Origin of the sequence: Flavobacterium turcicum, assembly GCF_011365745.1 — a bacterium.
GTDB lineage: Bacteria > Bacteroidota > Bacteroidia > Flavobacteriales > Flavobacteriaceae > Flavobacterium > Flavobacterium turcicum.
Genome location: NZ_JAAOBY010000002.1, coordinates 78,595 through 104,892, shown reverse-complemented (window position 1 = coordinate 104,892; position 26,298 = coordinate 78,595). Strand labels below are relative to the sequence as shown.

22 protein-coding genes are annotated in these 26,298 nt (G+C 36.4%); 12 read left to right on the top strand and 10 right to left on the bottom strand.

Going from position 1 to position 26,298, the window contains the following annotated elements:
* Window positions 1–27: 27 nt before the first annotated feature.
* The 3 genes from G9Q29_RS04400 to hutH are packed head-to-tail and all read right to left on the bottom strand — an operon-like array spanning window position 28 to window position 3,619.
* A complete protein-coding gene (locus G9Q29_RS04400; RefSeq protein WP_166133733.1) occupies window positions 28–1,380 on the bottom strand; it encodes an inorganic phosphate transporter in 1,353 nt (450 codons plus the stop codon).
* Window positions 1,381–1,410: 30 nt separating this feature from the next.
* On the bottom strand, window positions 1,411–2,055 hold the full coding sequence (locus tag G9Q29_RS04395) for a DUF47 domain-containing protein (protein WP_166133731.1): 645 nt from the start codon (window positions 2,053–2,055) through the stop codon (window positions 1,411–1,413).
* A 49-nt stretch (window positions 2,056–2,104) separates the two neighbouring features.
* Window positions 2,105–3,619, bottom strand: a complete 1,515-nt coding sequence (gene hutH / locus G9Q29_RS04390; RefSeq protein WP_166133729.1) for a histidine ammonia-lyase — start codon at window positions 3,617–3,619, stop codon at window positions 2,105–2,107.
* A gap of 624 nt (window positions 3,620–4,243) precedes the next feature.
* On the opposite strand from hutH, the gene thrA reads away from it, so the two are divergent.
* From thrA to G9Q29_RS04370, 4 genes are all read left to right on the top strand, one after another.
* Window positions 4,244–6,691, top strand: coding sequence for a bifunctional aspartate kinase/homoserine dehydrogenase I (gene thrA, locus G9Q29_RS04385; RefSeq protein ID WP_166133727.1), 2,448 nt, complete (start codon window positions 4,244–4,246; stop codon window positions 6,689–6,691).
* A 61-nt stretch (window positions 6,692–6,752) separates the two neighbouring features.
* Entirely contained in the window at window positions 6,753–7,673 is a 921-nt protein-coding gene (locus G9Q29_RS04380) for a homoserine kinase (RefSeq protein ID WP_166133725.1), read from the top strand.
* 72 nt (window positions 7,674–7,745) lie between these two features.
* Complete coding sequence (gene thrC / locus G9Q29_RS04375) at window positions 7,746–9,041, top strand: threonine synthase (protein ID WP_166133723.1); 1,296 nt, start codon at window positions 7,746–7,748, stop codon at window positions 9,039–9,041.
* 91 nt (window positions 9,042–9,132) lie between these two features.
* Complete coding sequence (locus G9Q29_RS04370; protein ID WP_166133722.1) at window positions 9,133–9,639, top strand: GNAT family N-acetyltransferase; 507 nt, start codon at window positions 9,133–9,135, stop codon at window positions 9,637–9,639.
* Window positions 9,640–9,653: 14 nt separating this feature from the next.
* Here G9Q29_RS04370 and G9Q29_RS04365 read toward each other — a convergent pair whose 3' ends face one another.
* Both G9Q29_RS04365 and G9Q29_RS04360 read right to left on the bottom strand, forming a co-directional pair.
* A complete protein-coding gene (locus G9Q29_RS04365) occupies window positions 9,654–10,037 on the bottom strand; it encodes a DUF3037 domain-containing protein (RefSeq protein ID WP_166133720.1) in 384 nt (127 codons plus the stop codon).
* A complete protein-coding gene (locus G9Q29_RS04360; protein WP_166133718.1) occupies window positions 10,015–10,809 on the bottom strand; it encodes a HipA family kinase in 795 nt (264 codons plus the stop codon). Before G9Q29_RS04360 ends, G9Q29_RS04365 begins: the two co-directional genes overlap by 23 nt.
* 240 nt (window positions 10,810–11,049) lie before the next feature.
* On the opposite strand from G9Q29_RS04360, the gene gcvT reads away from it, so the two are divergent.
* Window positions 11,050–12,132: a glycine cleavage system aminomethyltransferase GcvT gene (gene gcvT, locus G9Q29_RS04355; protein ID WP_166133716.1), complete on the top strand. Its 1,083-nt coding sequence runs from the start codon at window positions 11,050–11,052 to the stop codon at window positions 12,130–12,132.
* Between the two features lie 79 nt (window positions 12,133–12,211).
* Here the strand turns inward: gcvT and G9Q29_RS04350 are convergent, their stop codons facing one another.
* On the bottom strand, window positions 12,212–13,114 hold the full coding sequence (locus G9Q29_RS04350) for a hypothetical protein (protein ID WP_166133714.1): 903 nt from the start codon (window positions 13,112–13,114) through the stop codon (window positions 12,212–12,214).
* Window positions 13,115–13,164: 50 nt separating this feature from the next.
* On the opposite strand from G9Q29_RS04350, the gene G9Q29_RS04345 reads away from it, so the two are divergent.
* The 3 genes from G9Q29_RS04345 to G9Q29_RS04335 are packed head-to-tail and all read left to right on the top strand — an operon-like array spanning window position 13,165 to window position 14,629.
* A complete protein-coding gene (locus tag G9Q29_RS04345; protein WP_166133712.1) occupies window positions 13,165–13,524 on the top strand; it encodes a TM2 domain-containing protein in 360 nt (119 codons plus the stop codon).
* Window positions 13,525–13,536: 12 nt separating this feature from the next.
* The gene (locus G9Q29_RS04340) at window positions 13,537–13,863 is read left to right on the top strand and encodes a DUF2752 domain-containing protein (RefSeq protein WP_166133710.1); all 327 of its coding nucleotides are present in this window, start codon (window positions 13,537–13,539) and stop codon (window positions 13,861–13,863) included.
* Between the two features lie 55 nt (window positions 13,864–13,918).
* On the top strand, window positions 13,919–14,629 hold the full coding sequence (locus G9Q29_RS04335) for a YebC/PmpR family DNA-binding transcriptional regulator (protein ID WP_166133708.1): 711 nt from the start codon (window positions 13,919–13,921) through the stop codon (window positions 14,627–14,629).
* A 128-nt stretch (window positions 14,630–14,757) separates the two neighbouring features.
* On the opposite strand, the gene G9Q29_RS04330 is transcribed toward G9Q29_RS04335, so the two are convergent.
* Complete coding sequence (locus G9Q29_RS04330; protein ID WP_166133706.1) at window positions 14,758–15,798, bottom strand: PLP-dependent cysteine synthase family protein; 1,041 nt, start codon at window positions 15,796–15,798, stop codon at window positions 14,758–14,760.
* Window positions 15,799–15,868: 70 nt separating this feature from the next.
* On the bottom strand, window positions 15,869–18,004 hold the full coding sequence (locus tag G9Q29_RS04325; RefSeq protein ID WP_166133704.1) for a S9 family peptidase: 2,136 nt from the start codon (window positions 18,002–18,004) through the stop codon (window positions 15,869–15,871).
* A gap of 70 nt (window positions 18,005–18,074) precedes the next feature.
* On the opposite strand from G9Q29_RS04325, the gene G9Q29_RS04320 reads away from it, so the two are divergent.
* The gene (locus G9Q29_RS04320) at window positions 18,075–18,395 is read left to right on the top strand and encodes a YbaB/EbfC family nucleoid-associated protein (protein ID WP_166133702.1); all 321 of its coding nucleotides are present in this window, start codon (window positions 18,075–18,077) and stop codon (window positions 18,393–18,395) included.
* Window positions 18,396–18,474: 79 nt separating this feature from the next.
* Here G9Q29_RS04320 and G9Q29_RS04315 read toward each other — a convergent pair whose 3' ends face one another.
* Window positions 18,475–19,497, bottom strand: coding sequence for a threonine aldolase family protein (locus G9Q29_RS04315; protein WP_166133700.1), 1,023 nt, complete (start codon window positions 19,495–19,497; stop codon window positions 18,475–18,477).
* Window positions 19,498–19,688: 191 nt separating this feature from the next.
* Here G9Q29_RS04315 and prfB point away from each other — a divergent pair.
* The 3 genes from prfB to G9Q29_RS04300 all read left to right on the top strand — a co-directional run bounded on the left by prfB (window position 19,689) and on the right by G9Q29_RS04300 (window position 23,771).
* A protein-coding gene (prfB, locus tag G9Q29_RS04310) for a peptide chain release factor 2 (protein ID WP_166133698.1) occupies window positions 19,689–20,784 on the top strand; the annotation gives its coding sequence in 2 pieces (ribosomal slippage) (window positions 19,689–19,751 and window positions 19,753–20,784; 1,095 coding nt in all).
* 194 nt (window positions 20,785–20,978) lie between these two features.
* Entirely contained in the window at window positions 20,979–21,980 is a 1,002-nt protein-coding gene (lpxD, locus tag G9Q29_RS04305; protein WP_166133696.1) for a UDP-3-O-(3-hydroxymyristoyl)glucosamine N-acyltransferase, read from the top strand.
* 162 nt (window positions 21,981–22,142) lie between these two features.
* On the top strand, window positions 22,143–23,771 hold the full coding sequence (locus G9Q29_RS04300; protein ID WP_166133694.1) for an acyl-CoA carboxylase subunit beta: 1,629 nt from the start codon (window positions 22,143–22,145) through the stop codon (window positions 23,769–23,771).
* A 169-nt stretch (window positions 23,772–23,940) separates the two neighbouring features.
* Here G9Q29_RS04300 and katG read toward each other — a convergent pair whose 3' ends face one another.
* Window positions 23,941–26,193, bottom strand: coding sequence for a catalase/peroxidase HPI (gene katG / locus G9Q29_RS04295; protein ID WP_166133691.1), 2,253 nt, complete (start codon window positions 26,191–26,193; stop codon window positions 23,941–23,943).
* Window positions 26,194–26,298 lie beyond the last annotated feature (105 nt).

The window sequence follows — 26,298 nt, the reverse complement described above, 5'->3', positions numbered from 1 at the left end:
TGGTTTTTTTGTTTTATCATATTTTGTTTAAATAAAAATGCGAAACAAGTAATAAACAAGTGCAGCTAAAATTGCTGAAATTGGAATTGTAAGCACCCACGCCCACATTAAACTTACTGTCATTCCCCATCGAACAGCTGAAACACGTTTTGTTAAACCTACACCAATAATAGAACCAGTGATTGTATGGGTCGTACTAACAGGAACTTTAAAATGCTCTGTAAAATACAATGTTAATGCTCCTGCAGTTTCTGCAGCGACACCTTCAAAAGAAGTTACTTTTGTAATTTTAGATCCCATTGTTTTCACAATTTTCCATCCACCACTCAAAGTTCCTGCTGCAATTGCAGAGTAACATGCAAGCGGAATCCACTCTGGCATATCACTCTTGATTCCCAGAGCATCATTAGGAAGAACAACATTTAACCATTCTGGCATCATATCTTGTGAAATTCCACTTGTTTGAATATACACCGTCACAGCAGCGGCTATAATTCCCATTACTTTTTGAGAATCATTTCCACCATGTCCCAAACTAAAGGCTGCAGAAGACAGTAATTGCATCTTCTTTAACCATTCTGTTGATTGATGTAAATTTAAGCTACTAAAGATTAGACAAAATCCACTTATTGAAAGTACTATGAAAGCTACTAAAAACCATTTGATGTTGTGTGTTTCAAAAACCACACTCCAAAAATGCGATTCAAAACGAGGTTCTTCAATAGCATCGTAATAGATCATTTGACTTTCTACAAACCAAATTGTCAATAAGATTACAAAAACAGTAAATATTTTTGGTCCAATTTCTCTTTTGGAAGCATTAAGCAACCAAATAGAAATTAAATAAGACATTAAAGCACCCAATAAAGGCGCTAAAACGATAAAAGCAATAATAACAAGAACTCCAGAAGGGAAACCTCCATCTTTACCGGCTGTGTACCAGTTTATAGTGTCGTACCAATAGGCTGTCTCCATTTCGGTACCTGTACCTGTTGTATACGAAGAAAAACCGTGCACCATTAAGGCATGAGCAATTGCTGCTCCAGCAAAACCACCAATTAAAGTATGTGACGAACTAGAAGGAATACCTTGCCACCATGTAAATAAGTTCCAAATAATGGCTGCAATAACACCGGCTAGAATTACTACCAAATCAATTTCCATGGTGTTGGCTGTTTTTGCAACAGTATCTGCAACACCAAAACCAAAAACCCAGTATGCTAAAAAGTTAAAAAAAGCGGCCCATACAACGGCTTGAAAAGGCGTTAAAACCTTTGTAGCAACTACAGTCGCAATCGCATTAGCAGCATCATGAAAACCATTGATGTAATCAAAAATTAATGCTAAGACTATGATTACTATTAAAAGAGTAAATTCCATATTTATAATTTCAGAATAAAACGGATTGGATTAAGAGTGCTTCACAGAAATTGATTCTAAAACACCTGCAACACTTTTGCATTTATCAGTTGCCGTTTCTAAAACAGATAATACTTCTTTGTACTTGATGATGTTTTTTGCATCTGTTTCATTTTCAAACAAATCTAAAACCGCTTTGTCATAAACGTTATCCGATTTGTTTTCTAATTTATTGATGCGAGCACAAGCATCTGTAATATTTTTCATTTTTTTCAAATCTCTCAATTCGCGAATAGCAACATCAATATTTTGACATGCTTCTAAATTGATTTCAGTCAACTTACGAATTGATTTCGTGATTTTGTCAACTTGATACAAACGCATTCTACTTGCTGCACCGTGAAGGTTACCTGCAACGTTATCAATAGCAGTAATTAACGAGTGAATATCCTCTCTATCAAACGGAGTAATGAAATTTCTACTCAATTCTAAGTTAGTTTGACGGGCAATGTCCTCTCCTTTTTGTTCCAACACATCAATTTTTTGAAAAAGAATTTCACGCTCTTTCAAAGGTAAATTAACTGCTTCGTGTAAATTTTCAGCAATTTCAATCAAATTGCTTGAAGCTTCTTCAAAAAGAGGGAAGAACTTTTTGTCTTTTGGAACCAAAAATTGGAAAAAATTATTAATGTTCATTTCATTTAAATTTAGTTTGGCAAAATTACTTCATTATTCAGCGCGAATGTTAAGTTAACATTAACAAATCGCTTTCAATATCGAAAGAGTTCAAAAAAGTAATTGTCTTTTCGATGTCATAATGCAATATTCTGTCTTCTTTAACAAATGGTACTTCGCCACGGAAAACTGTCAAAAAACTTTCTATAAATGGACTAGACTGCAGAGGCCTTCGATAAGCTATTGCTTGAGCTCCTGTGAGCAGTTCAATAGCTAAAATGCGTTCAACATTTTCAAGAACTCGTAAGGCTTTTGTCGCTGCATTTGCACCCATACTCACGTGATCTTCTTGACCATTACTAGATACAATGCTATCAACGCTTGCAGGAGTTGCCAATTGTTTGTTTTGACTTGCAATACTCGCTGCGGTGTATTGCGGAATCATTAAACCCGAATTCAATCCAGGATTATCAACTAAAAATGGAGGCAAATTGCGCGTTCCTGAAATAAGCTGAAAGGTTCTGCGTTCTGAAATACTGCCCAACTCAGCTAATGCAATAGCCATAAAATCTAGCGCTAAAGCCAATGGCTGTCCGTGAAAATTACCTCCAGAAATAATCTGATCTTCGTCGACAAAAATATTTGGATTGTCGGTTACCGAGTTTATTTCTATCTTGAAAACTTGCTGTACATAAGCTATTGCATCTTTTGAAGCACCGTGAACTTGAGGCATGCATCGAAAAGAATACGGATCTTGAACCTGAACTTTGGGCTGCGAAATAATTGCACTACCTTCTAAAAATTCTTTGATTCTTTCAGCTGTTGCCAATTGTCCTTTGTGAGGTCTGATTTGATGAATTAACACATCAAACGGTTCTATCCTACCATCAAAACCCTCTAATGAAATGGCTCCAATTAAATCTGACAAATACGAAATTTTAGCTGCTTTTAAACTTACATAAGCTCCGTAAGCACTCATAAACTGAGTTCCGTTCAATAAAGCCAATCCTTCTTTTGATTGTAAAACAATAGGTTCCCAATTAAAAAAACGCATTACCTGTTCAGTCGAAACTATTTTGCCCTCAAAATACACCTCTCCTTCTCCTAGTAAAGGCAATGACAAATGTGCAAGCGGAGCCAAATCGCCCGATGCTCCTAAAGAGCCTTGCTCATAGACTACTGGCCAAATTTTGTTATTGTACATAGCAATCAAGCGCTCAACCGTTTCGAGTTGTACACCTGAATATCCATAACTTAATGATTGAATTTTTAAAAGTAGCATAAGCTGCACAATGGCAACAGGAACCTTATTTCCGGTACCACAAGAGTGCGACTTGACTAAATTTTCTTGTAATTGCGCTAAGTTATCGTTGGAAATTTTGACATTACATAGTGATCCAAAACCTGTATTAATACCATAAATGGGTGCTGCATGCAACTCCATTTTTTTGTTTAAGTAATTTCTACAACTTAAAATTTTGTCCTTGCTCTCCTCTGATAAGCACAGTTTTTTATCTTGAGTGAATATTTCATGTAACAAATCAAAATCAAGAGTTTTACTTGTAATATAATGCGTTGAATTCATCGGTTTTCTATTTGGAAAGTAAAAGTGATTAATTCTTTAGGATTACACAATACCAGTAGCATTTTATTTCAAAAAAAGCTTCAACAAATCTTAATGATTCTGGTGAAAACTGTAAGTGAGATACATAGCTTTTAATGTAGTTCACAACTAGAATCCGAATCAAACTCTCATTTTTGAATATTGTTTCAGCTAAAAACTAGGATTTATTTCCTAATTTTTCCTGATTAAAAATGGAATATAAATACGAATACTTAGATTTGACTGTACATAAAACAACCAATATTCAGCAATTCTTAATTTAAAACTACAATAATCAAATATTCACAAAAAGAGCACTTTAGACTTTCATTTCTACAAAAAACCTTATTTTTGAAAAACAATCATGGAACAAAAAAATTACATACAAGTTTCTTCTAAATCGATCTCAACTGAGGCGGTTTCTACCATGACGTTTACTACAACTACCACTACCCCTTTGGGGTAAACAATCTACATATAACCAAGTATTTTTATTTGTCTCCTATTTACAAAGAGACCAAACTACAGTTGTAAAAAGGTATTTACAACAATAAAATACGATCTCATTCATGCAAATACAGCACACAACTTTACACATTACAACACATGAAAGTCTTAAAATTTGGTGGCACATCGGTAGCCAATGCACAAAACATAAAATTAGTTTTAGAAATAATTGAAGAATCAAGATCAGGAGAACGCTTAGTCGTAATTGTTTCTGCTTTTAGTAAAGTCACTGATTTACTACAACTCGCATCGCAAAAGGCAGCACAAGGCGATGATAGATTCAAAGAAATAGTAGCCGAAATAGAAACCAAACACCTAGAAGCACTTAAAGCTTTGATTCCTGTGAGCGAGCAAAGTGCCTTGTTGAGTCATATTAAACGTATCATCAATCATCTTGAAACTTTATTGGATGGCTGTTTCTTGCTGGGCGAACTATCTGCCAGAACATTAGACACGATTCTGAGTTTTGGTGAATTACTTTCAGCATACATTATTTCTGAAGCTTTACAGCAAAAAATAAAAAACAGCGGTTACAAAGATAGTCGCGAACTTATTAAAACTGATAGTAATTTCGGAAAGGCAAGCGTAAATTTTGAGGTAACAAATGCTCTCATTCAAGAATACTTTCAAACAAACAGTCAGGAAGTTATTGTTATGCCTGGATTTATAGCTGCTTCAACAGAGGGTATTACTACAACTTTGGGGCGTGGAGGTTCAGATTATACGGCAGCAATACTTGCAGCAGCCTTGCGAGCGCATCAATTAGAAATTTGGACGGATGTAAACGGGATGTTTACTGCAAATCCTAAAATTGTAAAGCAAGCCAAACCTATTGCAAACTTGTCGTATCAAGAGGCTATGGAATTGTCTCATTTTGGAGCCAAAGTACTTTATCCACCAACAATTCAACCTGTTTTACGCGAGAGCATTCCTATTTTGATTAAAAACACTTTCGAACCCACTGCAATTGGCACTTATATTTCGAATGACATTTTTACGCAAAATAATCCCGTAAAAGGAATTACGCACATCGATTCCATTACATTGGTAACTTTGGAAGGTTCAGGAATGATTGGTGTTTCTGGATCATCAAAACGTCTTTTTGAAGTGCTTTCGCAAAAAAACATAAACGTAATTTTTATCACACAAGCTTCATCGGAACATTCTATTTGCATTGGAATTTTAAATTCAGATGCTGACACAGCTGAAAATGCCATTAACAAAGCCTTTGAAGTAGAAATTTCGCAAAATAAAATTCAACCTTGCATCGTTGAAAAAAACTTATGCATCATCGCTTTGGTTGGTGAAAACATGAAAAACCATCAAGGTTTGAGTGGCCGAATGTTTAGTACTTTGGGTAAAAACAATGTCAATATTCGAGCCATTGCTCAAGGGGCTTCAGAACGAAACATATCAGCAGTAATAAATGAACGTGATGTAAAAAAGGCTTTGAACACACTCCATGAAAACTTTTTTGAAGAAAACACCAAGCAATTGAACCTTTTTGTGATGGGTGTGGGTAATGTAGGTGAAAAATTCATTGAACAAATTCACCAACAGAAAAAATTCCTAAAAGAAAAATTAAAAATCAACTTACGTGTTATCGCTTTATCAAATTCACGTAAAATGTATTTTGACGAAGATGGAATTTCTTTAAAAGAATGGCAATTTTTGCTAGACACAGGCGATGCAGCTGATGCTTCTTTGTTTTTTAAAACAGCCAAAGAACTCAATTTACGTAACAGTATATTTGTTGACATTACTGCAAATGAAAGCGTTTCACAAACCTATGAACATTATTTAAAACAAAATATTGCTGTAGTAACTTGTAACAAAATTGCTTGTGCATCTGAATTTGACAATTATAAAAAATTGAAAAAATTATCTCGCCAATACAATGCGCCATTTTTATTTGAAACCAATGTTGGAGCGGGCTTACCAATTATTGATACCGTAAAAAATTTGGTTGCATCTGGTGATAAAGTCAATAAAATTCAAGCCGTTTTATCGGGTAGTTTAAACTTTATTTTCAATAATTTTAATGAAAGCAGCAGTTTTCATGATGTAGTTAAAGAAGCAGGTGTTCAAGGATTTACCGAGCCCGATCCGAAAATAGATTTAAGCGGAATTGATGTAGCGCGTAAAATTTTAATTTTGATTCGCGAAAGCGGCTACAAAATGGAAATTGACGAAATATCAAATGAATCTTTTCTGCCATCAGCTTGTTTGGAAACATCTGACAATGAAGCCTTTTTTACATCATTAATTACGCATGCTGATCATTTTAACACCATATTTCAAGAGGCAATTGCCAAAGATTCGCGATTAAAATATGTAGCTCAGTTTGAAAATGGAAAAGCTAATGTTGGCTTGCGTTTCATCCCGAAAGACCATCCTTTTTATAATTTGGAAGGAAAAGACAATATCGTGCTCTTTTTCACAGACCGTTACTCTGATCAACCGTTGCTAATTAAAGGAGCTGGTGCAGGAGCTGCAGTAACCGCTTCCGGAATTTTTGCTGATGTGATTCGAATTGGAAATATATAGAAATAGTTTAAAGTTTCAATTTTAACAACTGAAAACAACTTTAAACCTGAAACAAAAAATCATGAACGAAATAAAGTTATTTTGCCCTGCAACAATTGCCAATTTATCCTGCGGATTCGATGTGCTAGGCCTTTGCTTAGAAACCGCAGGCGATGAGATGATTGTTAGAAAATCTACTGAAAAAGGAGTTCGAATCATCAAAATAGACGGTGCTGATTTACCTTTGGAAACCGAAAAAAATGTGGCCGGTGTTGCAGCTCTCGCAATGTTGGAGCAAATTGATTCCCCATTTGGATTCGAAATTGAAATATACAAACGCATCAAAGCTGGCAGTGGTATTGGAAGTAGCGCAGCTAGTTCAGCAGGGGCAGTTTTCGGTATTAACGAATTATTGGATAATCCTTTTACTAGGAAAGAATTGGTATTATTTGCCATGCAAGGCGAAAAGTTAGCAAGTGGAAATGCACATGCTGATAACGTGGCGCCTGCCCTACTCGGTGGATTTACACTCGTTAGGAGTTCGAGTCCGCTTGATATAGTAAAAATTCCAAGTCCAATCGATTTATATGCAACCGTTGTTCATCCTCAAATTGAACTCAAAACTTCTGATGCCCGCTCCGTTTTAAAGCAAACCGTTTCGTTAAAAAGCGCCATCACACAATGGGGAAATGTAGGCGGCTTGGTTGCTGGCTTGTACACGCAGGATTACGAATTGATTGGTCGCTCGTTACACGATGAAATTGTTGAACCACTTCGCTCTGTTCTGATTCCTGGTTTTGATCTTATTAAAAAAAGTGCTTATACAAATGGCGCGCTCGGCTCTGGAATTTCAGGTTCTGGGCCTTCGATTTTTGCCTTGAGCAAAGGACTAGAAACTGCTAATGCTGTTGCAAAAGGCATGAGCAAAGTATACGATGAAATGAACCTACCTTACGAAATACATGTTTCAAAAGTAAATGATGAAGGAATTAAAATTATCTAAACGATAATTTCAGTTGCTTACAAAGCAATAATTTAAATTAATAAAATAACACAACTACTTACAACATTAAGCATGCAATACTATAGTTTAAACCACAATGCCCCAAACGTTACTTTTCAAGAGGCCGTTGAGCAAGGATTAGCCAGCGACAAAGGTTTGTATTTCCCAGGATCAATTACCCGACTTCCTGATAGTTTTTTCGAAAATATTGAAAAAATGAGCCATGAAGAAATTGCTTTCGAAGCCATAAAACAATTCGTAGGCGACGAAATTCCGGAAGCAATTTTAAAACAAATCATTGCAGAAACACTTTGTTTTGATTTTCCTGTTGTTGAAATAGAGAGCGGTGTTTTTTCGCTTGAATTATTTCATGGTCCAACTATGGCGTTTAAAGATGTCGGGGCAAGATTCATGTCGCGCTGCTTAGGCTATTTTAATTCTGATAAAAATAACAGCTATAATACCGTTTTAGTAGCCACATCTGGCGACACAGGTGGTGCAGTTGCAAGTGGTTTTTTGGGAGTTCCTAGCGTTGACGTTGTAATTTTATATCCTTCAGGAAAAGTAAGCGACATTCAAGAACGTCAATTGACAACCTTGGGACAAAATATAACAGCACTTGAAGTTGACGGTTTTTTTGACGATTGCCAAGATATGGTTAAAAAAGCATTTTTAGACGAATCATTGCAACACAAAAATCTTACTTCGGCTAATTCAATTAATATTGCGCGATGGTTGCCGCAAATGTTTTACTTTTTCTTTACCTACAAAGCTTTAAAAAAATATAACAAACCTCTAGTTTTTTCGTGCCCAAGTGGAAACTTCGGAAACATTTGCGCGGGAATTGTAGCCAAAAAAATGGGGGTACCTATTCAACATTTTATTGCAGCTACAAATATAAATGATACCGTTCCACGCTTTTTAAAAGAGGGAAAATACAATCCTCAATCCTCAAAAGCAACCCTATCAAATGCTATGGACGTAGGAAATCCGAGTAACTTTATCCGTATTCAGGAGCTTTACCAAAATGATTTAGCAGAATTTAAAAAAGATTTTAGTTCGTTTTCATTCACTGACGAGGAAACCTTGGTTGCAATGAAAAATATATTTGAAAAATCAGGCTATGTTGCTGAACCTCACGGCGCGGTTGGCTACCTTGGTTTAAAACAAGAATTACAAAACCATCCTGAGGCTATTGGTATATTTTTAGAAACAGCCCATCCCATCAAGTTTTTAGATACTGTTGAGCCTGCTTTGAAGATAAAACTCCCAATTCCGATGCAAATTGAACCTATATTAAACAAAGAAAAATGGAGTGTTTCAGTACGTAATTACGAGGATTTAAAGAACTATTTAATACAGAATTAATCCACTAGAAACAAAATTATATCAGGATTTCAAATGTGTGTTTTACGAGGTGACTTTTTTATATCTTTGACGTTCAAACAAGCAAAAAATAATGATTACCAAAGCAACCGCATCTGATATCACGGCACTCAACACATTGATAAATTCGGCTTATCGCGGCGAATCCTCTAAAAAAGGCTGGACTACAGAAGCCAACATTTTAGAAGGTTTGCGTACTACCGAAACTGAATTAGCAGAAACCTTAAATGATTCAAAAAACACTATCTTAAAATACACTGAGCAAGAGCAAATTATTGGTTGTGTTTTGTTAGTTCAAAAGGAAAATCAACTGTATTTAGGAATGCTAACAGTATCACCCGAATTACAAAATGGAGGTGTTGGTAAAAAACTACTTCAAGAAGCTGAAATTCATGCCAAGTCACTTTCATTACCAAAAATTGTAATGACAGTAATATCTGTTCGAGAGGAACTTATAGCATGGTACAAACGCAATGGCTATTCAGAAACAGGAGCGCGCGAGCCTTTCCCCGCAAGTGAAGTTCATATTCCAATTGCAGCTGAGCCACTAGAATTTTTAGTTCTCGAAAAAGTTCTTTAAAAAAATCATTTTGGCTACAAAACCATTTCTTCAAATAGGCGTTGGGCAGTTAAATCTAAATCATCGCACAGTCCCGCATGCGGACGCGAAGTTTGTATCACAGAGCTGCGCAAGGCGGTTAACCATCTAAAACGAGAAGGAATATCAAACTGCGCTATTGGGCCTGCTTGTTTTTCGCCATGCGCAATTTTTGCCAAAGCCTCGACATTTAATTGCAGTTGTTCAATGTCTAATTCTTTCGAAAATAGTTGCAATTTTAAAGCGTTAATGGTACAAAGAACTTTGATAAATTTGGCTTTTTTACAAAACAGAATGACACCAACATTGAGAAATTCTTCGCGCTCAACTTGAGGTACCACTCTTATTACCGCGTACTCATATAAGTGTTTTTCTTGCATTTTGCGCTTCTTTTATAAAAATTTCAGAATGTTGTAATCGGGTCGTTAAAAAGTTGAAATACACTTGGCGGATTTGTTCAGGAGTTTCATCTGTATCTTCCCAATGCAACCAAACTTCAGGAATTAAATTGACAATTTCTTGTAAAACAGCAGGCGTTAAAAGAGCTTTACTAGCAGCATCTACTTCATCAAGTACCGTAGCTTGCGGCAAAAGCACATGATCTTTAATCAACCCAAACGGGCTTTGTGCATGCTTCTCCCATGTAGTCCAAGAATGATGAAAGTACAAACTTGCACCGTGGTCAATCAACCACAATTCTTTTTTCCACAGCAACATGTTAGTATTTCTAAACGTGCGGTCTACGTTGGTAATAAAAGCATCTAACCAAACAATTTGAGAAGCTAATTTAGCACCGACTTGCGTAACCACGGGGTCAAAATTAATAGCACCAGACAAGTAATGCAGCGCCAAGTTAAGGCCTTGACTTCCTTGCAGTAAATCCTGAATTTCTTCATCTGCCTCCGAGCGACCAAAAGCTTCGTCAAGGTGTGCAAAAACCAATTCAGGCATTTTCAGACCCAAAAAACGGGCAATTTCGCCACCTATTAATTCGGCAATAAGTGCTTTAACACCATGCCCTGCTCCTTTAAATTTTAAAACATATTTAAAATCATCATCGGCTTCAGCTAATGCGGGCAACGATCCTCCTTCGCGTAAAGGCGTAATGTAACGCGTCACGTTTACTGTTCTCAGATGCAGTGTTTTATCCATAATTTAATTGGCTAAGGCATTTTTACCTATTTGCAAATTTACAAATAAGTGCTGTAAAATTTCGGAATTGGCACCATTACTATTTAATAAGCATTGCTAATCGACTGAATCGCTATTCATTTTCCTAACCTCTAATTAAAAAACAGAGTACCGAAAACGATTGAAATAATCCCTCAAAGAACCTTTGTCACACCGAATAAAATCAATAAATTAGCCACTTAAAATTTTAGATTCAACAAAATGAAAAATACTGCGCTAACGCACATACATGAAAGTTTAGGAGCAAAAATGTTACCATTTGCAGGCTTTAACATGCCTATTTTATACGAAGGAGTAAATACTGAACACGAAACCGTACGTAACGCGGTAGGTGTTTTTGATGTTTCGCACATGGGCGAATTTTTGCTTACGGGACCAAATGCTTTAGCTTTAATCCAAAAAGTAACATCGAATGATGCCGCTACCTTAACTATTGGAAGAGCGCAATATTCATGTTTACCAAACGCTGATGGCGGAATTGTAGACGATTTATTGGTTTACAAAATGAAAGAAGATCAATATCTTTTAGTTGTAAACGCATCAAACATTGACAAAGATTGGGAATGGATTTCTAGCCACAATGATTTAGGTGTGGATATGAAAAACCTATCAGACGACTATTCACTTTTAGCTATTCAAGGGCCAAAAGCAGTTGAGGCAATGCAATCATTAACTTCTGTTGATTTAGCGTCTATTGCCTATTATCATTTCGAAGTAAGTGACTTTGCAGGGATTGAAAATGTTATTATTTCAGCAACGGGATACACAGGTTCAGGCGGCTTTGAAATTTATTGTAAAAATGATGAAGTAGAGCAAATTTGGAACAAAGTTTTTGAAGCAGGCGCTTCATTTGGAATCAAACCAATTGGCTTGGCAGCTCGTGATACTTTACGATTGGAAATGGGATTCTGTTTGTACGGAAACGACATTAACGATACGACCTCGCCATTAGAAGCTGGTTTAGGCTGGATTACAAAGTTCAACAAAGATTTTGTGAATGCCGCAAACTTAAAAGAACAAAAAGAAAAAGGAGTTAGCCGCAAATTAGTAGCTTTCGAAATGCAAGAACGTGCCGTACCAAGACACGATTACGAAATAGTTAATGCCGAAGGAACCGTAATTGGAATTGTAACTTCAGGAACTATGTCACCTTCTATGAACAAAGGAATTGGACTAGGATACGTTACTACAGAAAACAGTAATATTGATCGTGATATTTTTATCCGAATCAGAAAAAATGATGTTCCTGCAAAAGTAGTTAAGCTACCTTTTTACAAAAAATAATCCTTTAAAGGATCTTAAACAAAAAACCGGTAAGCAGTAGCTTCCGGTTTTTTTTATCTCGAGATTCACGATGTCTTTTTTATTTTTTATGAATTGTGATGCTTGCTTTCTCCCCTTTCTTTAAATTCGACATCAAGTCAAAAGAAGTATCTCCATCAAATAAAGTAATTTTGGCGGTATTAGGAGCAATTGTACCTTCGTTAATTGCTTCAATTTTAAACTCATTTTTAGTCCCATCCAGAATTACTTCGATAATTCTTTTAGCATTGGTTAATTTATGCTTGGTCAGAATTAATTTATTATTTTGATAAATATTTACCACATCGCCATCTTCTTTACCAATGTCGTAAATCTCCATTTTAAATTTATTCGATCCCCAAAAAACATTTAAATTTTCATCGTTACTCAATCGATTTGTTTTTAAACTGTCCAAGACTTTCAAAGGATTAATATTCTCTTTAGTTTTCACATCAACCTTATTCGATTTTTGAATGCGATTATTTACCTTATTGACCAAATTATAAAGTTTAGTACTTCCTATTAAAACAAGTGTACCATCAATACACTTCTGTTTATTTTTGTACAAACCTTTAAATGCTCCTTCTAATTTACTAGTACTTTGCACCAACTTTAATTTTCCTGAGAAATTAACAAAACAGAATGCACTCTGTTCAAACTTTGATTTGGTGTACACAATATTTGTTTCGCGGAACTCGAACAACTTTAGTTTTTTATTATAGCTACCTTCTATTAAATTTTTGGTTTCATGCTTACCTGCTAAATCAGTAATTGAATAGCCCTTTAATTTTCCGTTCAATTCCTCGAAAACCAAACGGTATGTGATAACACTTTTTTCATTTCCATTCAGTTTTAATGCTCCAAGAAACTCATAATTATTTTGTGAAAATGCTTTTTCTGCTGTTAGGAAGTATCCTAGGAGGCACAGAAAAAAAATTGTTCTTTTTTTAATAAAAATATACATCGGTATTTTAGTTTTTTATTTATATTTGGCACAAACTTAAACTTTTTCTTATGAAAATCAAATTACTTTTTACAGTTGTACTGTTATTTTTAGGTGTTTTGACAACAACCTACGCGTCTTTCCCTGTGCAAAGAGCAACGAGTGAAAACACTACAGTAGTGAACACTCAAGAAGATGAGTTATCATCTCCAGCCGCTATTGCAAGCGGAAAAAGCCAATTGATAGCTTTATTATTAGCTTTTTTCGTTGGTGCAATTGGTATTCACCGTTTTTACCTAGGGTACACTTGGCAAGGAATTGTTCAGTTGTTAACATTCGGAGGTTGCGGAATTTGGGCTTTAATTGACTTAATTCGCATCATCACTGGAGATTTACAACCAAAAGGAGGTTCATACTCTACAACACTTTAAGACAACCTAAAAATGCGTAAAGCTTATTTTTATCTTTCGAATCTTGTATTGATATTAGCACCAATTGTTTTGCTCTTTTTACCAAAAACTTGGTTTGATAAAGGAGAAAGTACTTGCTTGTCTGTAGTTTTGGCTGGAATTGAATGTTATGCTTGCGGACTAACTAGAGCTGTGATGCATTTTATTCATTTTGACTTTGTAAAAGCTTGGGAATACAACCCACTTTGCTTTGTTGTAGTGCCGATGCTATTTGTCATGTGGCTAAAAGCAATTTACGATATTCAAGGTAAAAAAATGCCGGGCATTATAGGTAGATTAACTTATCCAAAAGAGGCTTAGGCCTCTTTTTTTTGCTTTATTTTTTTATATTTGCACTTCAAAATAATTAATAGAAATGGGAAGAGCGTTTGAATTTCGAAAAGGAAGAAAAATGAAACGTTGGTCAGCAATGGCCAAAGCGTTTACCAGAATTGGTAAGGATATCGTGATGGCTGTGAAAGAAGGTGGACCAAATCCAGAAGCCAACTCTAGACTAAGAGCGGTGATCCAAAACTCGAAGGCAGTTAACATGCCGAAAGAAAATGTGGAACGCGCCATCAAAAAAGCAACTGACAAAGATACGGCTAACTACAAAGAACAATTATTTGAAGGTTACGCTCCACACGGAATTGCTATTTTAATTGAAACAGCAACAGATAACAACAATCGTACAGTAGCTAACATTCGCAGTTACTTTAACAAATGTAACGGTACTCTTGGAACACAAGGATCTGTAGAATTCATGTTTGACCATACTTGTAATTTCCGTATTCCGAATAACAACCAAGATATCGAAGAACTAGAATTAGAATTTATCGATTTTGGTGCAGAAGAAATTTTTGCTGATGAAGATGGTATTTTAATTTATGCGCCTTTTGGAAGCTTTGGAACTATCCAAAAAGAACTAGAAAGTCGCGGAATCGAAATTCTTTCTTCAGGTTTTGAAAGAATTCCACAAATTACAAAAAAACTTACTGAAGCTGAAATGGCGGATGTGGAGAAATTGATCGAGAAAATCGAAGAAGATGATGACGTGATGAACGTGTATCACACAATGGAGGAATAAATTCCTACTTATAATTCCAAAAGCTCTTGACCTACAAGGGCTTTTTTTTATGTCTATCAATTACCACAAAGCAAAAAAAAACTCCAGATTGCTCTGGAGTTTTATATGGGATTTAATTCAATGTTGAATTATTTAATAAATTCGATTTTTTGAACTTCCTCTTCGTTGATGCTATCAAAAAAGCCTTGCTCATTCATCCAATCATCGCTAAATACTTTGCTCATATAACGAGAACCATGATCAGGAAAAATAGCAATTACGTTGCTGTTTTCATCAAACTCTCCTTCTTCAGCATATTGCTTGATGGCTTGCATTACTGCACCAGAAGTATATCCTACAAATAAACCCTCTTTTTTGGTGATTTCACGAGCAGTGTGAGCACTTTCCTCATCAGTCACTTTCATGAACTTGTCAATAATGTCAAAATCAGTTGCTGATGGAATTAAATTTTTACCTAAACCTTCAATACGGTACGGATAAATTTCTTCGTTATCAAACTCTCTTGTTTCGTGGTATTTTTTTAACACCGAACCAAAAGCATCTACTCCTAAAATTTTGATATTCGGATTTTGCTCTTTCAAATATTTGGCAGTACCAGAAATAGTTCCTCCGGTTCCGCTGCAAGCAACTAAATGCGTAATCTGTCCGTTAGTTTGTTTCCAAATTTCTGGACCGGTAGAGTTATAATGTGCATCAATATTCAACTGATTAAAGTATTGATTGATGTAAACTGACCCTTTTGTTTCTTCGTGTAAACGTTTTGCAACATTATAATAAGATCGCTCATCATCTGCTGAAACGTGCGCTGGGCAAACATAAACTTTGGCGCCCAAGCTACGCAACATGTCAATTTTATCTTTTGATGACTTTGAACTTACTGCTAAAATGCAATTATACCCTTTAATGATACTTACCATAGCCAAACTAAATCCCGTATTCCCTGACGTAGTTTCTATAATGGTATCACCAGGAGTTAAAATTCCACGTTTTTCAGCTTCTTCAATTATATATAATGCAATTCTATCTTTAGAGGAATGTCCTGGATTAAAAGCTTCAACCTTAGCGTAAAAATTTCCAACTAGATCTTCAGTAACTTTATTTAGTTTAATAAGGGGTGTATTCCCTATTAATTCTAAGACATTATTATAAGCAGATATTTCTTTTTTCATAAAAAAATAGTTAGTCGCACCGACTATAAATTCGAACGCGCATGGTGCAAATTTAACAAAAATAATCTAATTAGTTTTTAATTTCTTCTAAATCTAACAAAAAACTGTATTCCTTAGCGAGTTCTTTCAATGCTTCAAATCGCCCTGAAGCCCCGCCATGACCCGCATCCATATTGGTATTCAAATACAAAACGTTATCATCGGTTTTAAATGCACGAAGCTTGGCCACCCATTTGGCAGGCTCCCAATACTGCACCTGCGAATCGTGCAGGCCTGTTGTAATAAGCATATTAGGGTATTTTTGTGCTTTTACGTTATCATAAGGCGAATAAGACAACATATAATCATGGTATTTTTTTACGTTTGGATTTCCCCATTCGTCGTATTCACCCGTTGTCAATGGTATAGTATCATCTAGCATGGTTGTTACAACATCAACAAACGGCACCTGAGCAATTACGCCTTTATACAATTCAGGAGCCATATTGACCACCGCACCCATTAACAATCCACCTGCTGAACCTCCTTCAGCGTACAAATGATCAGCAGAGGTATAACCTTGCTCTATTACAAATTTCGAGCAGTCAATAAAATCAGTAAACGTGTTTTTCTTTTTCAGCAATTTCCCATCTTCGTACCATTGCCTTCCTAAATCTTCGCCTCCGCGGATGTGTGCAATTGCAAAAACAAATCCACGATCTAAGATAGAAAGTCGTGTAGAAGAAAAATAGGTATCCATCGTTACACCATATGAACCATATGCATAAAGTAATAACGGATTTTTACCGTCTTTTTTTAAGCCTTTTCTGTACACCATCGAAATCGGTACTTTAGTACCATCCTTTGCAGTCGCCCACACACGTTCTTCGGTATAATTATCTTTATCAAATTTACCACCTAAAACTTGTTGCTCTTTTAGAATCGTCTTCTCCTTAGTTGTCATGTTAAAATCAATTACTGACGAAGGTGTAGCCAATGACTGGTAACTGTAACGCAAAACATCTGTATCAAAATCGATATTCGTTGTAGTAAATGCATTGTAGGTCTCGCTTCCAAAAGGCAGATAGTAGTCCGCTTCACCACTCCAAGGCATAATACGAATGTGATTCAAACCATTTGAGCGTTCTTCTACAACTAAATAGCTCTTGAAAATTTCAATGTCCTCCAGCAAAACATCTTCACGGTGTGCAATTACATCTTTCCAATTTTCTTTGGATGTAGCATTTTCTGGTGTTTTCATTAGTTTGAAATTGCTCGCCTTATCCTTGTTGGTTAGAATGTAAAAAGAATCTCCAAAATGCGAAATACTATATTCTAAACCACGTACTCTTTTTTGAAAAATAGTAAATTCACCATCAGGCTGCTCCGCGTTTAAAATGCGATATTCCGTTGTAAGTGTGCTACCTGAACTAATTACAATATATTTTTTAGACTTTTCTTTTCCCACAGAAACACTAAATGTGTCGTCTTTTTCATAAAAAACAACGACATCTTGATCAGCTGAAGAACCTACTTTGTGTTTAAAAACCTTGTCTGAACGCAGCGTAACCGTATCTTGTCGGGTGTAAAAAATAGTTTTATTGTCATTTGCCCAAACTGAACTTCCATCAGCATTCTCAATAGTGTCAGAGAATAATTCGCCCGTTTCTAGGTTTTTGATTTGAATGGTGTAAATTCTTCTTCCCACCGTATCCACTCCAAAACTCACCAATTTATTATCAGGGCTGATACTCATTCCGCCAAGTTGAAAATAAGAGTGCCCTTTGGCTAATTCATTACAATCAAAAAGAATTTCTTCTGCAGCGCTCAAGCTTCCTTTTTTTCGAGAATAAATCGGATAATCTTTGCCAGTTTCGTAACGAGTAATATAATAATAACCATTATACAAGTAAGGAACGGACTGGTCATCTTCTTTAATACGAGCTTTCATTTCTTCATACAAAGCCTTCTGAAAATCTTTCGTACCAGCAGTAGCAGCTTCGTAGTAGGCATTTTCTTGATTCAAATAATCAATTACTTCTGGATTCTCGCGATCGTTTAGCCAAAAATAATTATCGATACGTTTTTGATTGTTTTTTTCTAGCGTTTTAGGTATAATTTTAGCTTTTGGCTGAGTCATAGGAGTTACTATTTTTTGTGCTTGCACATTACTATTTACAATTGCAAAAATAAGACAAACACCACTAAGGAAGGGTGTGTTTTTCATGAATCTTTTATTGATAATGACTACGCAATATAGTAATTTTGTAACTGAATTAACTTAAAAATAGCTAAACATGGATTTAATGGGAATGATGGGCAAATTAAAAGAGACCCAACAAAAAATAGAAGACACAAAAAAGAGACTTAATACGGTATTGATTGACGAACAAAGTTCAGATGGATTACTTAAAGTGACGCTAACTGCTAACAGAGCGATCAAATCAATTAGTATTGACGATGTACTTTTGGAGGATAAAGAACAACTAGAGGATTATATGATTTTGGTTTTAAACAAAGCTATCGCAAAAGCCTCTCAAGTTAATGAAGCCGAATTGGATGCTGTGGCAAAAATGGATATGCCGATGATTCCAGGAATGGATAATTTGTTTAAGTAAAAAAAAGTTTAAGGTTTACCATTTTTTGAAATCAATAAAAACGGTAAACCTTAAACTTTAAAAAATTCTTGAATTAGCTTTACACTAATTTTTGAAGTGTTTCAAGAACATAAGTATGCATTACTTCTTTATAATCTAAATGGGTTACGATACGTAGTTTACCATGCCCCATTGAACTAATTAAAATATTTTTCTGCTTTAGCAGTTCGATTAAATTCTTCTCGATTACATTCGGAACCAAAGTAAAAATCAAAATATTCGTTTCTACTGGCTCTACAGAAGCTACCCAACTTACCCTTTTTAATACCTCAGCAATTTCTTTAGCTCTGCGGTGGTCTTCGGCCAAACGTTCAATATTATTATCTAAAGCATAAATTCCGGCTGCAGCCAAATAACCTACTTGGCGCATTCCTCCACCAAATATTTTACGGATACGTAAAGCACGATGAATTGTTGCTTTGTCACCCAAAAGCACTGAACCAATTGGAGCACCCAAACCTTTTGACAAACACACTGAAATCGTATCAAAAATTTGCCCAAAAGCTCTAGGATCTTGTCGTTTAGCTACCAATGCATTCCAAATTCGCGCGCCATCTAAATGGAATTTCAAATTATTAGCTTTGCAAACTGCTTGAATTTTTTGTAAATCTTCAATTTCATAACAAGCTCCACCCCCTTTATTGGTTGTGTTTTCAACGCAAACCAAACTCGTTAACGGGCTGTGGTAAAATTCAGGATCATTAATCGCTGCTGCCACTTGATCTGCTGTAATCATTCCGCGTTTTCCATCAAGCAAACAACAGGATACACCGCTATTAAAGGAAACTCCACCACCTTCGTAATGATAAACATGTGCATATTTGTCGGCAATTAATTGCTCGCCTGGTTGCGTATGTAATTTAATAGCCGTTTGGTTAGCCATCGTTCCCGAAGGAAAAAAAAGACCAGCCTCCATACCAAACATGGCTGCTACCTTGGCTTCAAGAGCAATAACTGTAGGATCTTGCTTGTATACATCGTCTCCCACAGTTGCGTTTAACATGTGCACTAGCATTTCGCGAGACGGTTTTGTAATCGTATCGCTTATTAAATTTATTTCCATAATATATTTTTATTTAGACACGGTGCAGCACTTACAATTGCACCGTCGCATAATTTTCCTATTTTTGTGGCACAAATTTACACAATACGAATTGTTATTTCCAATAAGTTCCGTTAAATCTGAACTAATATTACACAGCAAAAACGTAGCGAGGTAAAATGATTAAATAACAACCTAGTACACTAATTTTTATGACAACTACCGAACAAATAAAAGGTATTGTGGAGCGCCTTGGTGCGTTGAGGAGGTATCTTTGACGTTGATGCGAAACTAATTGAAATATCTAACGAAGAAGAAAAAACATTTGCTCCCGATTTTTGGAACAATCCTAAAGAGGCTGAGCTTTTGGTAAAAAATCTTCGAAACAAAAAAAAATGGATAGAAGACTACAATAAAGCGGTTGAAATGACCGACGAATTAGAGTTAGCCTATGATTTTTATAAAGAAGGAGAACTTTCTACAGAAGAATTAGACGAGCAATACAACAAAACAGAGGCACATATTGAGGCCATCGAATTCAAAAATATGCTGTCTGACGAAGGTGATACACTAAGTGCCGTAATTCAAATTACAGCCGGTGCTGGTGGAACTGAAAGTTGTGATTGGGCCGAAATGCTTACGCGTATGTACATGATGTGGGGCGAAAAATACGGTTATAAAATCAGAGAACTGAACTTTCAAAAAGGAGAAGCCGCTGGAATCAAGACAGTAACTTTAGAATTTGAGGGCGATTATTCATTTGGTTATCTGAAAGGAGAAAACGGCGTACACCGTTTAGTACGTATTTCGCCTTTTGATAGTAACGCCAAACGACATACTTCATTTGTATCCGTTTACGTGTACCCGCTTGTTGACGATAGTATTGAAATTGAAATCAATCCTGCGGATATTGAAATTACTACCTCACGCTCAAGTGGCGCTGGTGGGCAAAACGTGAATAAAGTAGAGACGAAAGTACAACTGTTTCACAAACCAACCGGTATTCAAATTCAATGTTCAGAAACGCGTTCACAGCAAGATAACAGACAACGAGCCATGCAAATGCTTCGTTCTCAATTGTATGAAATTGAATTGAAAAAGAAACAAGCGCAACGTGCAGATATTGAAGCCGGAAAAATGAAAATTGAATGGGGCTCACAAATCCGAAACTACGTGATGCAACCCTACAAACTAGTCAAAGACGTCAGGACTGGCTACGAAACAAGCAATGTGGATGGCGTCATGAATGGTGAAATTGATGAGTTCCTAAAAGCCTATCTCATGATGATGGGACAAAAAGAAGAATAAATTTTAAAATCCTATAAAAAACTTTTTTTTATAGGATTTTTTAGTTAAAAAAAGAAAATCAAAAATGCATTTATAAAACTTGAATCACAATCCAATAAATGGCTTAGCGTGGTAAAATCTAAGATTAATTAGGATAACTACGGGTAAATTCTTTTATTTGAAAAATATTTAACTCAAAAACTTCCAATTTTTCAATGAAATCCTATACAATTAACGAAATAAACGAAATTCTTAACGGAGAAATCGTTGGGTCAACCCTAACAAGCATTACTGCTCCTGAACAATTAGAAGCTGCCAGCACTACGGAGATTTCATTTATAGGAAACAAAAAATACGAAAAATTTTGGGCAACCTCAAAGGCTTGTGCTGCTGTTGTAAATGAAGATATTAGCATCGAACCAGGTGATAATCGTGCTTTTATCAAAGTAAAAAATGCCGACTTAGCCATGTCACAAGTTTTAGAACTTTTTGCTCCGCCAACCCCAGTGTTTGCAGTTAGCATACATCATACTGCAACCATTGACGCTACCGCACAAATTTGTAATGGCGCAAAGATTGGCGCTGGATGTTACATAGGACCTAATGTAATAATTGGCGACAACTCAACTATCTATCCAAACGTAACGATTTTAGACGAATCAACTGTAGGTAAAAACACCGTAATTTGGTCGGGTACGGTGGTAAGAGAGCGCTGTCATATTGGTAACGACTGTATTATTCATCCGAATGCAACAATTGGTGCTGATGGTTTTGGTTTTCGACCTGATCCACAACGGGGTTTGGTAAAAATTCCACAAATTGGTAACGTCATCATTGGTAATAATGTTGAAATTGGCGCCAACTCTTGTGTTGACCGCGGAAAATTTAGCTCTACCGTTCTTGGTGATGGATGTAAAATTGATAATCTGGTACAAATTGGTCATAACAGTAAACTTGGTAAATTTTGTATCATGGCCGGAAACAGCGGATTGGCTGGATCTGTAACCTTAGGAAACGGCGTAATCATTGGAGGAAGCGCATCGATAAAAGACCATACAACTATTGGTGATGGTGCTATTGTTGGTGCTGGATCTGGTGTAACTGGCGATATTCCTGCCGGCAAAACAATGTTGGGTTACCCTGCGGTTGAGGCTAGAGATGCCTTAAAACAATGGGCCATCTTAAAAAGACTCGTTAACGAATCTAAAAATAAATAATTATTTTTTTTATCATATCCATAAAAAAACAGAAGTTCGCTTCTGTTTTTTTGTTTATATAGCAATCAAACACGCTATTTTTTTCACTAGAACACGACATTGATACTAATAATTAAGTTCCTTTTTGTATTTTAGCACAAACTTTTATAACTATAATTGACCATGGATTTGAACTTCAATAAAAACGAAGACCACAATAAACTTTTGTTATCTGCTTTGCGCCAAAAATTAAGCATTGTTAAACTTGGCGGCGGCGAAAAACGCATTCAAAAATTACATAGCGAAGGCAAAATGACAGCCCGCGAGCGCATTGATTATTTGTTAGACCCGAAAGCAAAAAGTTTAGAAATTGGAGCTTTTGTAGGCGAAGGAATGTACAAAGAACACGGCGGATGTCCATCAGGAGGTGTGGTGGTAAAAATTGGTTATATCAAAGGCAAACAATGCGTGGTTGTTGCCAATGATGCCACGGTAAAAGCGGGTGCTTGGTTCCCAATTACAGCAAAGAAAAATCTTCGCGCACAAGAAATCGCAATGGAAAACAGATTACCAATCATTTACCTTGTAGATAGTGCCGGTGTTTATCTGCCATTACAAGATGAAATTTTTCCAGATAAAGAACATTTTGGCCGTATTTTCAGAAATAATGCGCAAATGAGCAGTATGGGTATTACACAAATCGCTGCAGTTATGGGAAGTTGTGTAGCAGGTGGCGCGTACTTACCAATCATGAGTGACGAAGCTATGATTGTTGATAAAACTGGAAGTATCTTTTTGGCAGGCAGTTATTTAGTAAAAGCTGCCATTGGCGAGAGCATCGATAATGAAACTTTGGGCGGTGCAACAACACATTGTGAAATTTCAGGTGTGACTGATTATAAAGCCAAAGACGATAAAGATGCTTTGGATAGAATTAAAAAAATAGTCGATAAAATTGGTGATTTTGACAAAGCTGGCTACAACCGTATTACTCCAGAAAAACCAAAATTTGACGAAAATGAAATTTACGGTTTGTTGCCAAAAGCGCGCAGCGAACAGTACGATATGATGGATATCATTCACCGTTTGGTCGATAACTCTGAATTTGAAACATACAAAGATGGTTACGGACAAACCATCATCACAGGTTATGCCCGCATTGACGGTTGGGCAGTTGGAATTGTAGCTAATCAACGCAAAGTAGTAAAAACCAAAAATGGCGAAATGCAGTTTGGAGGAGTGATTTACTCTGATAGCGCTGACAAAGCTACTCGTTTTATTGCTAATTGTAACCAAAAGAAAATTCCGTTGGTATTTGTACAAGATGTTACCGGTTTTATGGTGGGTTCGAAAAGCGAGCACGGCGGAATCATCAAAGACGGTGCTAAATTAGTTAATGCCGTTTCTAACTCTGTTGTTCCAAAATTCACAGTGATTGTAGGTAACTCCTACGGTGCTGGCAACTATGCCATGTGTGGTAAAGCTTATGATCCTCGATTAATTTTTGCTTGGCCAAGCGCTGAACTAGCGGTAATGGGTGGAACGCAAGCAGCTAAAGTTTTAGCTCAAATTGAATCTTCATCGCTCAAGGCAAAAGGTGAATTGGTAGACGAAACCAAGGAAAAAGAACTATTCGACACCATCAAAGCACGTTATGACGAACAAGTTTCTCCTTACTACGCAGCTTCACGCTTATGGACAGACGCTATCATTGACCCTCTCGATACCAGAACTTGGATTTCTATGGGAATTGAAGCGGCCAACCACGCTCCTATTGAAAAAGCGTTTAACTTGGGCGTAATTCAAGTGTAAATCACATTGACTTAATTGCTGATAGCAAAAATACATAAAACAAAATAGCCCGATTTACAGTCGGGCTTTTTTTATGGAACTAAACAATTTAAAAATCGATTAAATATCCTTTTAAAACAAAAAAGTGAGTTGTTTCCAACTCACTTTTCTAACAAATTAAATTCAAAATCTAAACCAAATCAAAACGGTCAAGATTCATTACTTTAGTCCAAGCTGCAACAAAATCAGTTACAAATTTATCTTGACTTGTACTGTATGCATATACTTCGGCAAGTGCTCTTAATTCTGAGTTAGAACCAAAAATCAAATCAACTCTTGTTCCGATCCATTTGATTCCGCCAGCGATACGATCGCTACCTACAAAGGCATCATCAGACTCAGAAACCGCTTTCCAAGTAGTACCTAAATCCAATAGGTTTACAAAGAAATCATTAGTTAAAGCATCTACTTTTTTAGTAAATACTCCGTTTTGAGATTGATCAAAATTAGTGTTTAATACACGTAATCCACCAACCAAAACTGTCATTTCTGGCGCAGTTAAAGTCAATAATTGCGCTTTGTCAATAAGCATTTCTTCTGCAGAAACAGTGTATTTAGTTTTCACATAATTTCTAAATCCGTCCGCTTGTGGCTCTAAAACTGCAAACGACTCTACGTCTGTTTGTTCTTGAGAAGCGTCTGTTCTACCAGCTGCAAAAGGAACTGTAATTGCGTGCCCTGCATTCGCAGCTGCTTTTTCAATTGCGGCATTTCCAGCCAAAACAATTAAATCAGCAATTGATAAATGTTTCCCAGTAGTTTGCGCCGCGTTAAATTCATTTTGAATTCCTTCTAAAGTTTGTAAAACACGTTGCAATTGTGCTGGATTGTTAACTTTCCAGTTTACTTGTGGCTCTAAACGAATACGTGCTCCGTTAGCTCCACCACGCTTATCAGAACCTCTAAATGTAGATGCTGAAGCCCATGCCGTGCTTACTAATTCAGAAATACTCAATCCTGAAGCTAAAACTTTTGCTTTCAAAGTTGCTTCATCTTCAGCATCAATTAAAGCATGATTAACTGCGGGAACTGGATCTTGCCAAATTAACTCTTCAGCAGGAACTTCTGGTCCTAAATAACGAACTTTTGGTCCCATGTCACGGTGTGTCAATTTGAACCAAGCTCTTGCAAAAGCATCATTAAAAGCATCTGGATTAGCTAAGAAATGTCTTGAAATTTTTTCGTAAGCTGGATCTACTCTTAAAGATAAATCAGTAGTTAACATAAACGGCTGATGCGTTTTGTTTGGGTCGTGCGCATCAGGAACTGTACCTGCTCCTGCATCACCAACTGGTTTCCATTGGTGTGCTCCACCTGGACTTTTAGTTAATTCCCATTCGTAACCAAATAAGTTTTCAAGGTAATTGTTACTCCAAGTTGCAGGAGTGGTTGTCCATGCACCTTCTAATCCGCTGGTAATTGTATCCGCACCGTTTCCAGTCCCGTAAGTGTTTTTCCAACCTAAACTTTGCTCTTCCATAGAGGCAGCTGCAGGCTCTGCTCCAACATATTTATTTGGATCAGCAGCACCGTGCGTTTTTCCTAAAGTATGTCCACCCGCAATAAGAGCAACTGTTTCTTCGTCATTCATAGCCATTCTACCAAAAGTCTCTCTGATATCTTTAGCTGCCAACAGTGGATCTGGATTTCCATCCGGTCCTTCTGGATTCACGTAGATCAATCCCATTTGCACTGCTGCTAACGGATTTTCAAGTTCACGATCGCCAGAGTAACGGCTGTGTGGTTCTGTACTTAATGAAAGCCATTCTTTTTCAGGTCCCCAATAAATATCTTCTTGTGGTTCCCAAACATCAACACGACCTCCTGCAAAACCGAAAGTTTTAAAACCAGCTACCTCAAGCGCACAGTTTCCTACTAAAACCATTAAATCTGCCCAAGATACTTTGTTCCCGTATTTTTGTTTGATTGGCCATAATAATAGTCTAGCTTTATCCAAGTTAGCATTGTCTGGCCAGCTGTTTAATGGTGCAAAACGTTGTGTACCAAAACCTGCTCCACCTCTACCATCGGCAATACGATAGGTACCTGCACTATGCCAAGCCAAACGAATGAAGAACGGACCGTAGCTGCCATAATCAGCAGGCCACCAATCTTGTGAAGTTGTGATTACTTCTTTAATATCATTTTTTAAAACCTCTAAATCAACTGATTTAAATGCCTCAGCGTAATTAAAGTGCTCTCCCATCGGGTTTGAAGCCACTCCATTCTGACGAAGGATATTCAGGTTTAATTGATTTGGCCACCAATCGCGATTGATTTTGCCATTACGTTCGCTTTGCTTAGGCGCATTTGCACCAGCAGAGAAAGGACATTTACTCTCTCCATTGACATTGTAAGAGGTAGGTCTTGAATTATTTTCCATAATATGTTTGATTTTTAATTTTCTAATTTCAAATTTACCTAAAAAAATTTGAGCTTAATTAAAATTTCAATAGATAAAAACTATAACACAACAAAAAAACCATAC

Excerpts from the sequence above, each read along its gene's own strand:
- G9Q29_RS04400 (WP_166133733.1), bottom strand. The coding sequence starts at position 1,380 with ATGGAATTTACTCTTTTAATAGTAATCATAGTCTTAGCATTAATTTTT.
- G9Q29_RS04395 (WP_166133731.1), bottom strand. The coding sequence starts at position 2,055 with ATGAACATTAATAATTTTTTCCAATTTTTGGTTCCAAAAGACAAAAAG.
- hutH (WP_166133729.1), bottom strand. The coding sequence starts at position 3,619 with ATGAATTCAACGCATTATATTACAAGTAAAACTCTTGATTTTGATTTG.
- thrA (WP_166133727.1), top strand. The coding sequence starts at position 4,244 with ATGAAAGTCTTAAAATTTGGTGGCACATCGGTAGCCAATGCACAAAAC.
- G9Q29_RS04380 (WP_166133725.1), top strand. The coding sequence starts at position 6,753 with ATGAACGAAATAAAGTTATTTTGCCCTGCAACAATTGCCAATTTATCC.
- thrC (WP_166133723.1), top strand. The coding sequence starts at position 7,746 with ATGCAATACTATAGTTTAAACCACAATGCCCCAAACGTTACTTTTCAA.
- G9Q29_RS04370 (WP_166133722.1), top strand. The coding sequence starts at position 9,133 with ATGATTACCAAAGCAACCGCATCTGATATCACGGCACTCAACACATTG.
- G9Q29_RS04365 (WP_166133720.1), bottom strand. The coding sequence starts at position 10,037 with ATGCAAGAAAAACACTTATATGAGTACGCGGTAATAAGAGTGGTACCT.
- G9Q29_RS04360 (WP_166133718.1), bottom strand. The coding sequence starts at position 10,809 with ATGGATAAAACACTGCATCTGAGAACAGTAAACGTGACGCGTTACATT.
- gcvT (WP_166133716.1), top strand. The coding sequence starts at position 11,050 with ATGAAAAATACTGCGCTAACGCACATACATGAAAGTTTAGGAGCAAAA.
- G9Q29_RS04350 (WP_166133714.1), bottom strand. The coding sequence starts at position 13,114 with ATGTATATTTTTATTAAAAAAAGAACAATTTTTTTTCTGTGCCTCCTA.
- G9Q29_RS04345 (WP_166133712.1), top strand. The coding sequence starts at position 13,165 with ATGAAAATCAAATTACTTTTTACAGTTGTACTGTTATTTTTAGGTGTT.
- G9Q29_RS04340 (WP_166133710.1), top strand. The coding sequence starts at position 13,537 with ATGCGTAAAGCTTATTTTTATCTTTCGAATCTTGTATTGATATTAGCA.
- G9Q29_RS04335 (WP_166133708.1), top strand. The coding sequence starts at position 13,919 with ATGGGAAGAGCGTTTGAATTTCGAAAAGGAAGAAAAATGAAACGTTGG.
- G9Q29_RS04330 (WP_166133706.1), bottom strand. The coding sequence starts at position 15,798 with ATGAAAAAAGAAATATCTGCTTATAATAATGTCTTAGAATTAATAGGG.
- G9Q29_RS04325 (WP_166133704.1), bottom strand. The coding sequence starts at position 18,004 with ATGAAAAACACACCCTTCCTTAGTGGTGTTTGTCTTATTTTTGCAATT.
- G9Q29_RS04320 (WP_166133702.1), top strand. The coding sequence starts at position 18,075 with ATGGATTTAATGGGAATGATGGGCAAATTAAAAGAGACCCAACAAAAA.
- G9Q29_RS04315 (WP_166133700.1), bottom strand. The coding sequence starts at position 19,497 with ATGGAAATAAATTTAATAAGCGATACGATTACAAAACCGTCTCGCGAA.
- lpxD (WP_166133696.1), top strand. The coding sequence starts at position 20,979 with ATGAAATCCTATACAATTAACGAAATAAACGAAATTCTTAACGGAGAA.
- G9Q29_RS04300 (WP_166133694.1), top strand. The coding sequence starts at position 22,143 with ATGGATTTGAACTTCAATAAAAACGAAGACCACAATAAACTTTTGTTA.
- katG (WP_166133691.1), bottom strand. The coding sequence starts at position 26,193 with ATGGAAAATAATTCAAGACCTACCTCTTACAATGTCAATGGAGAGAGT.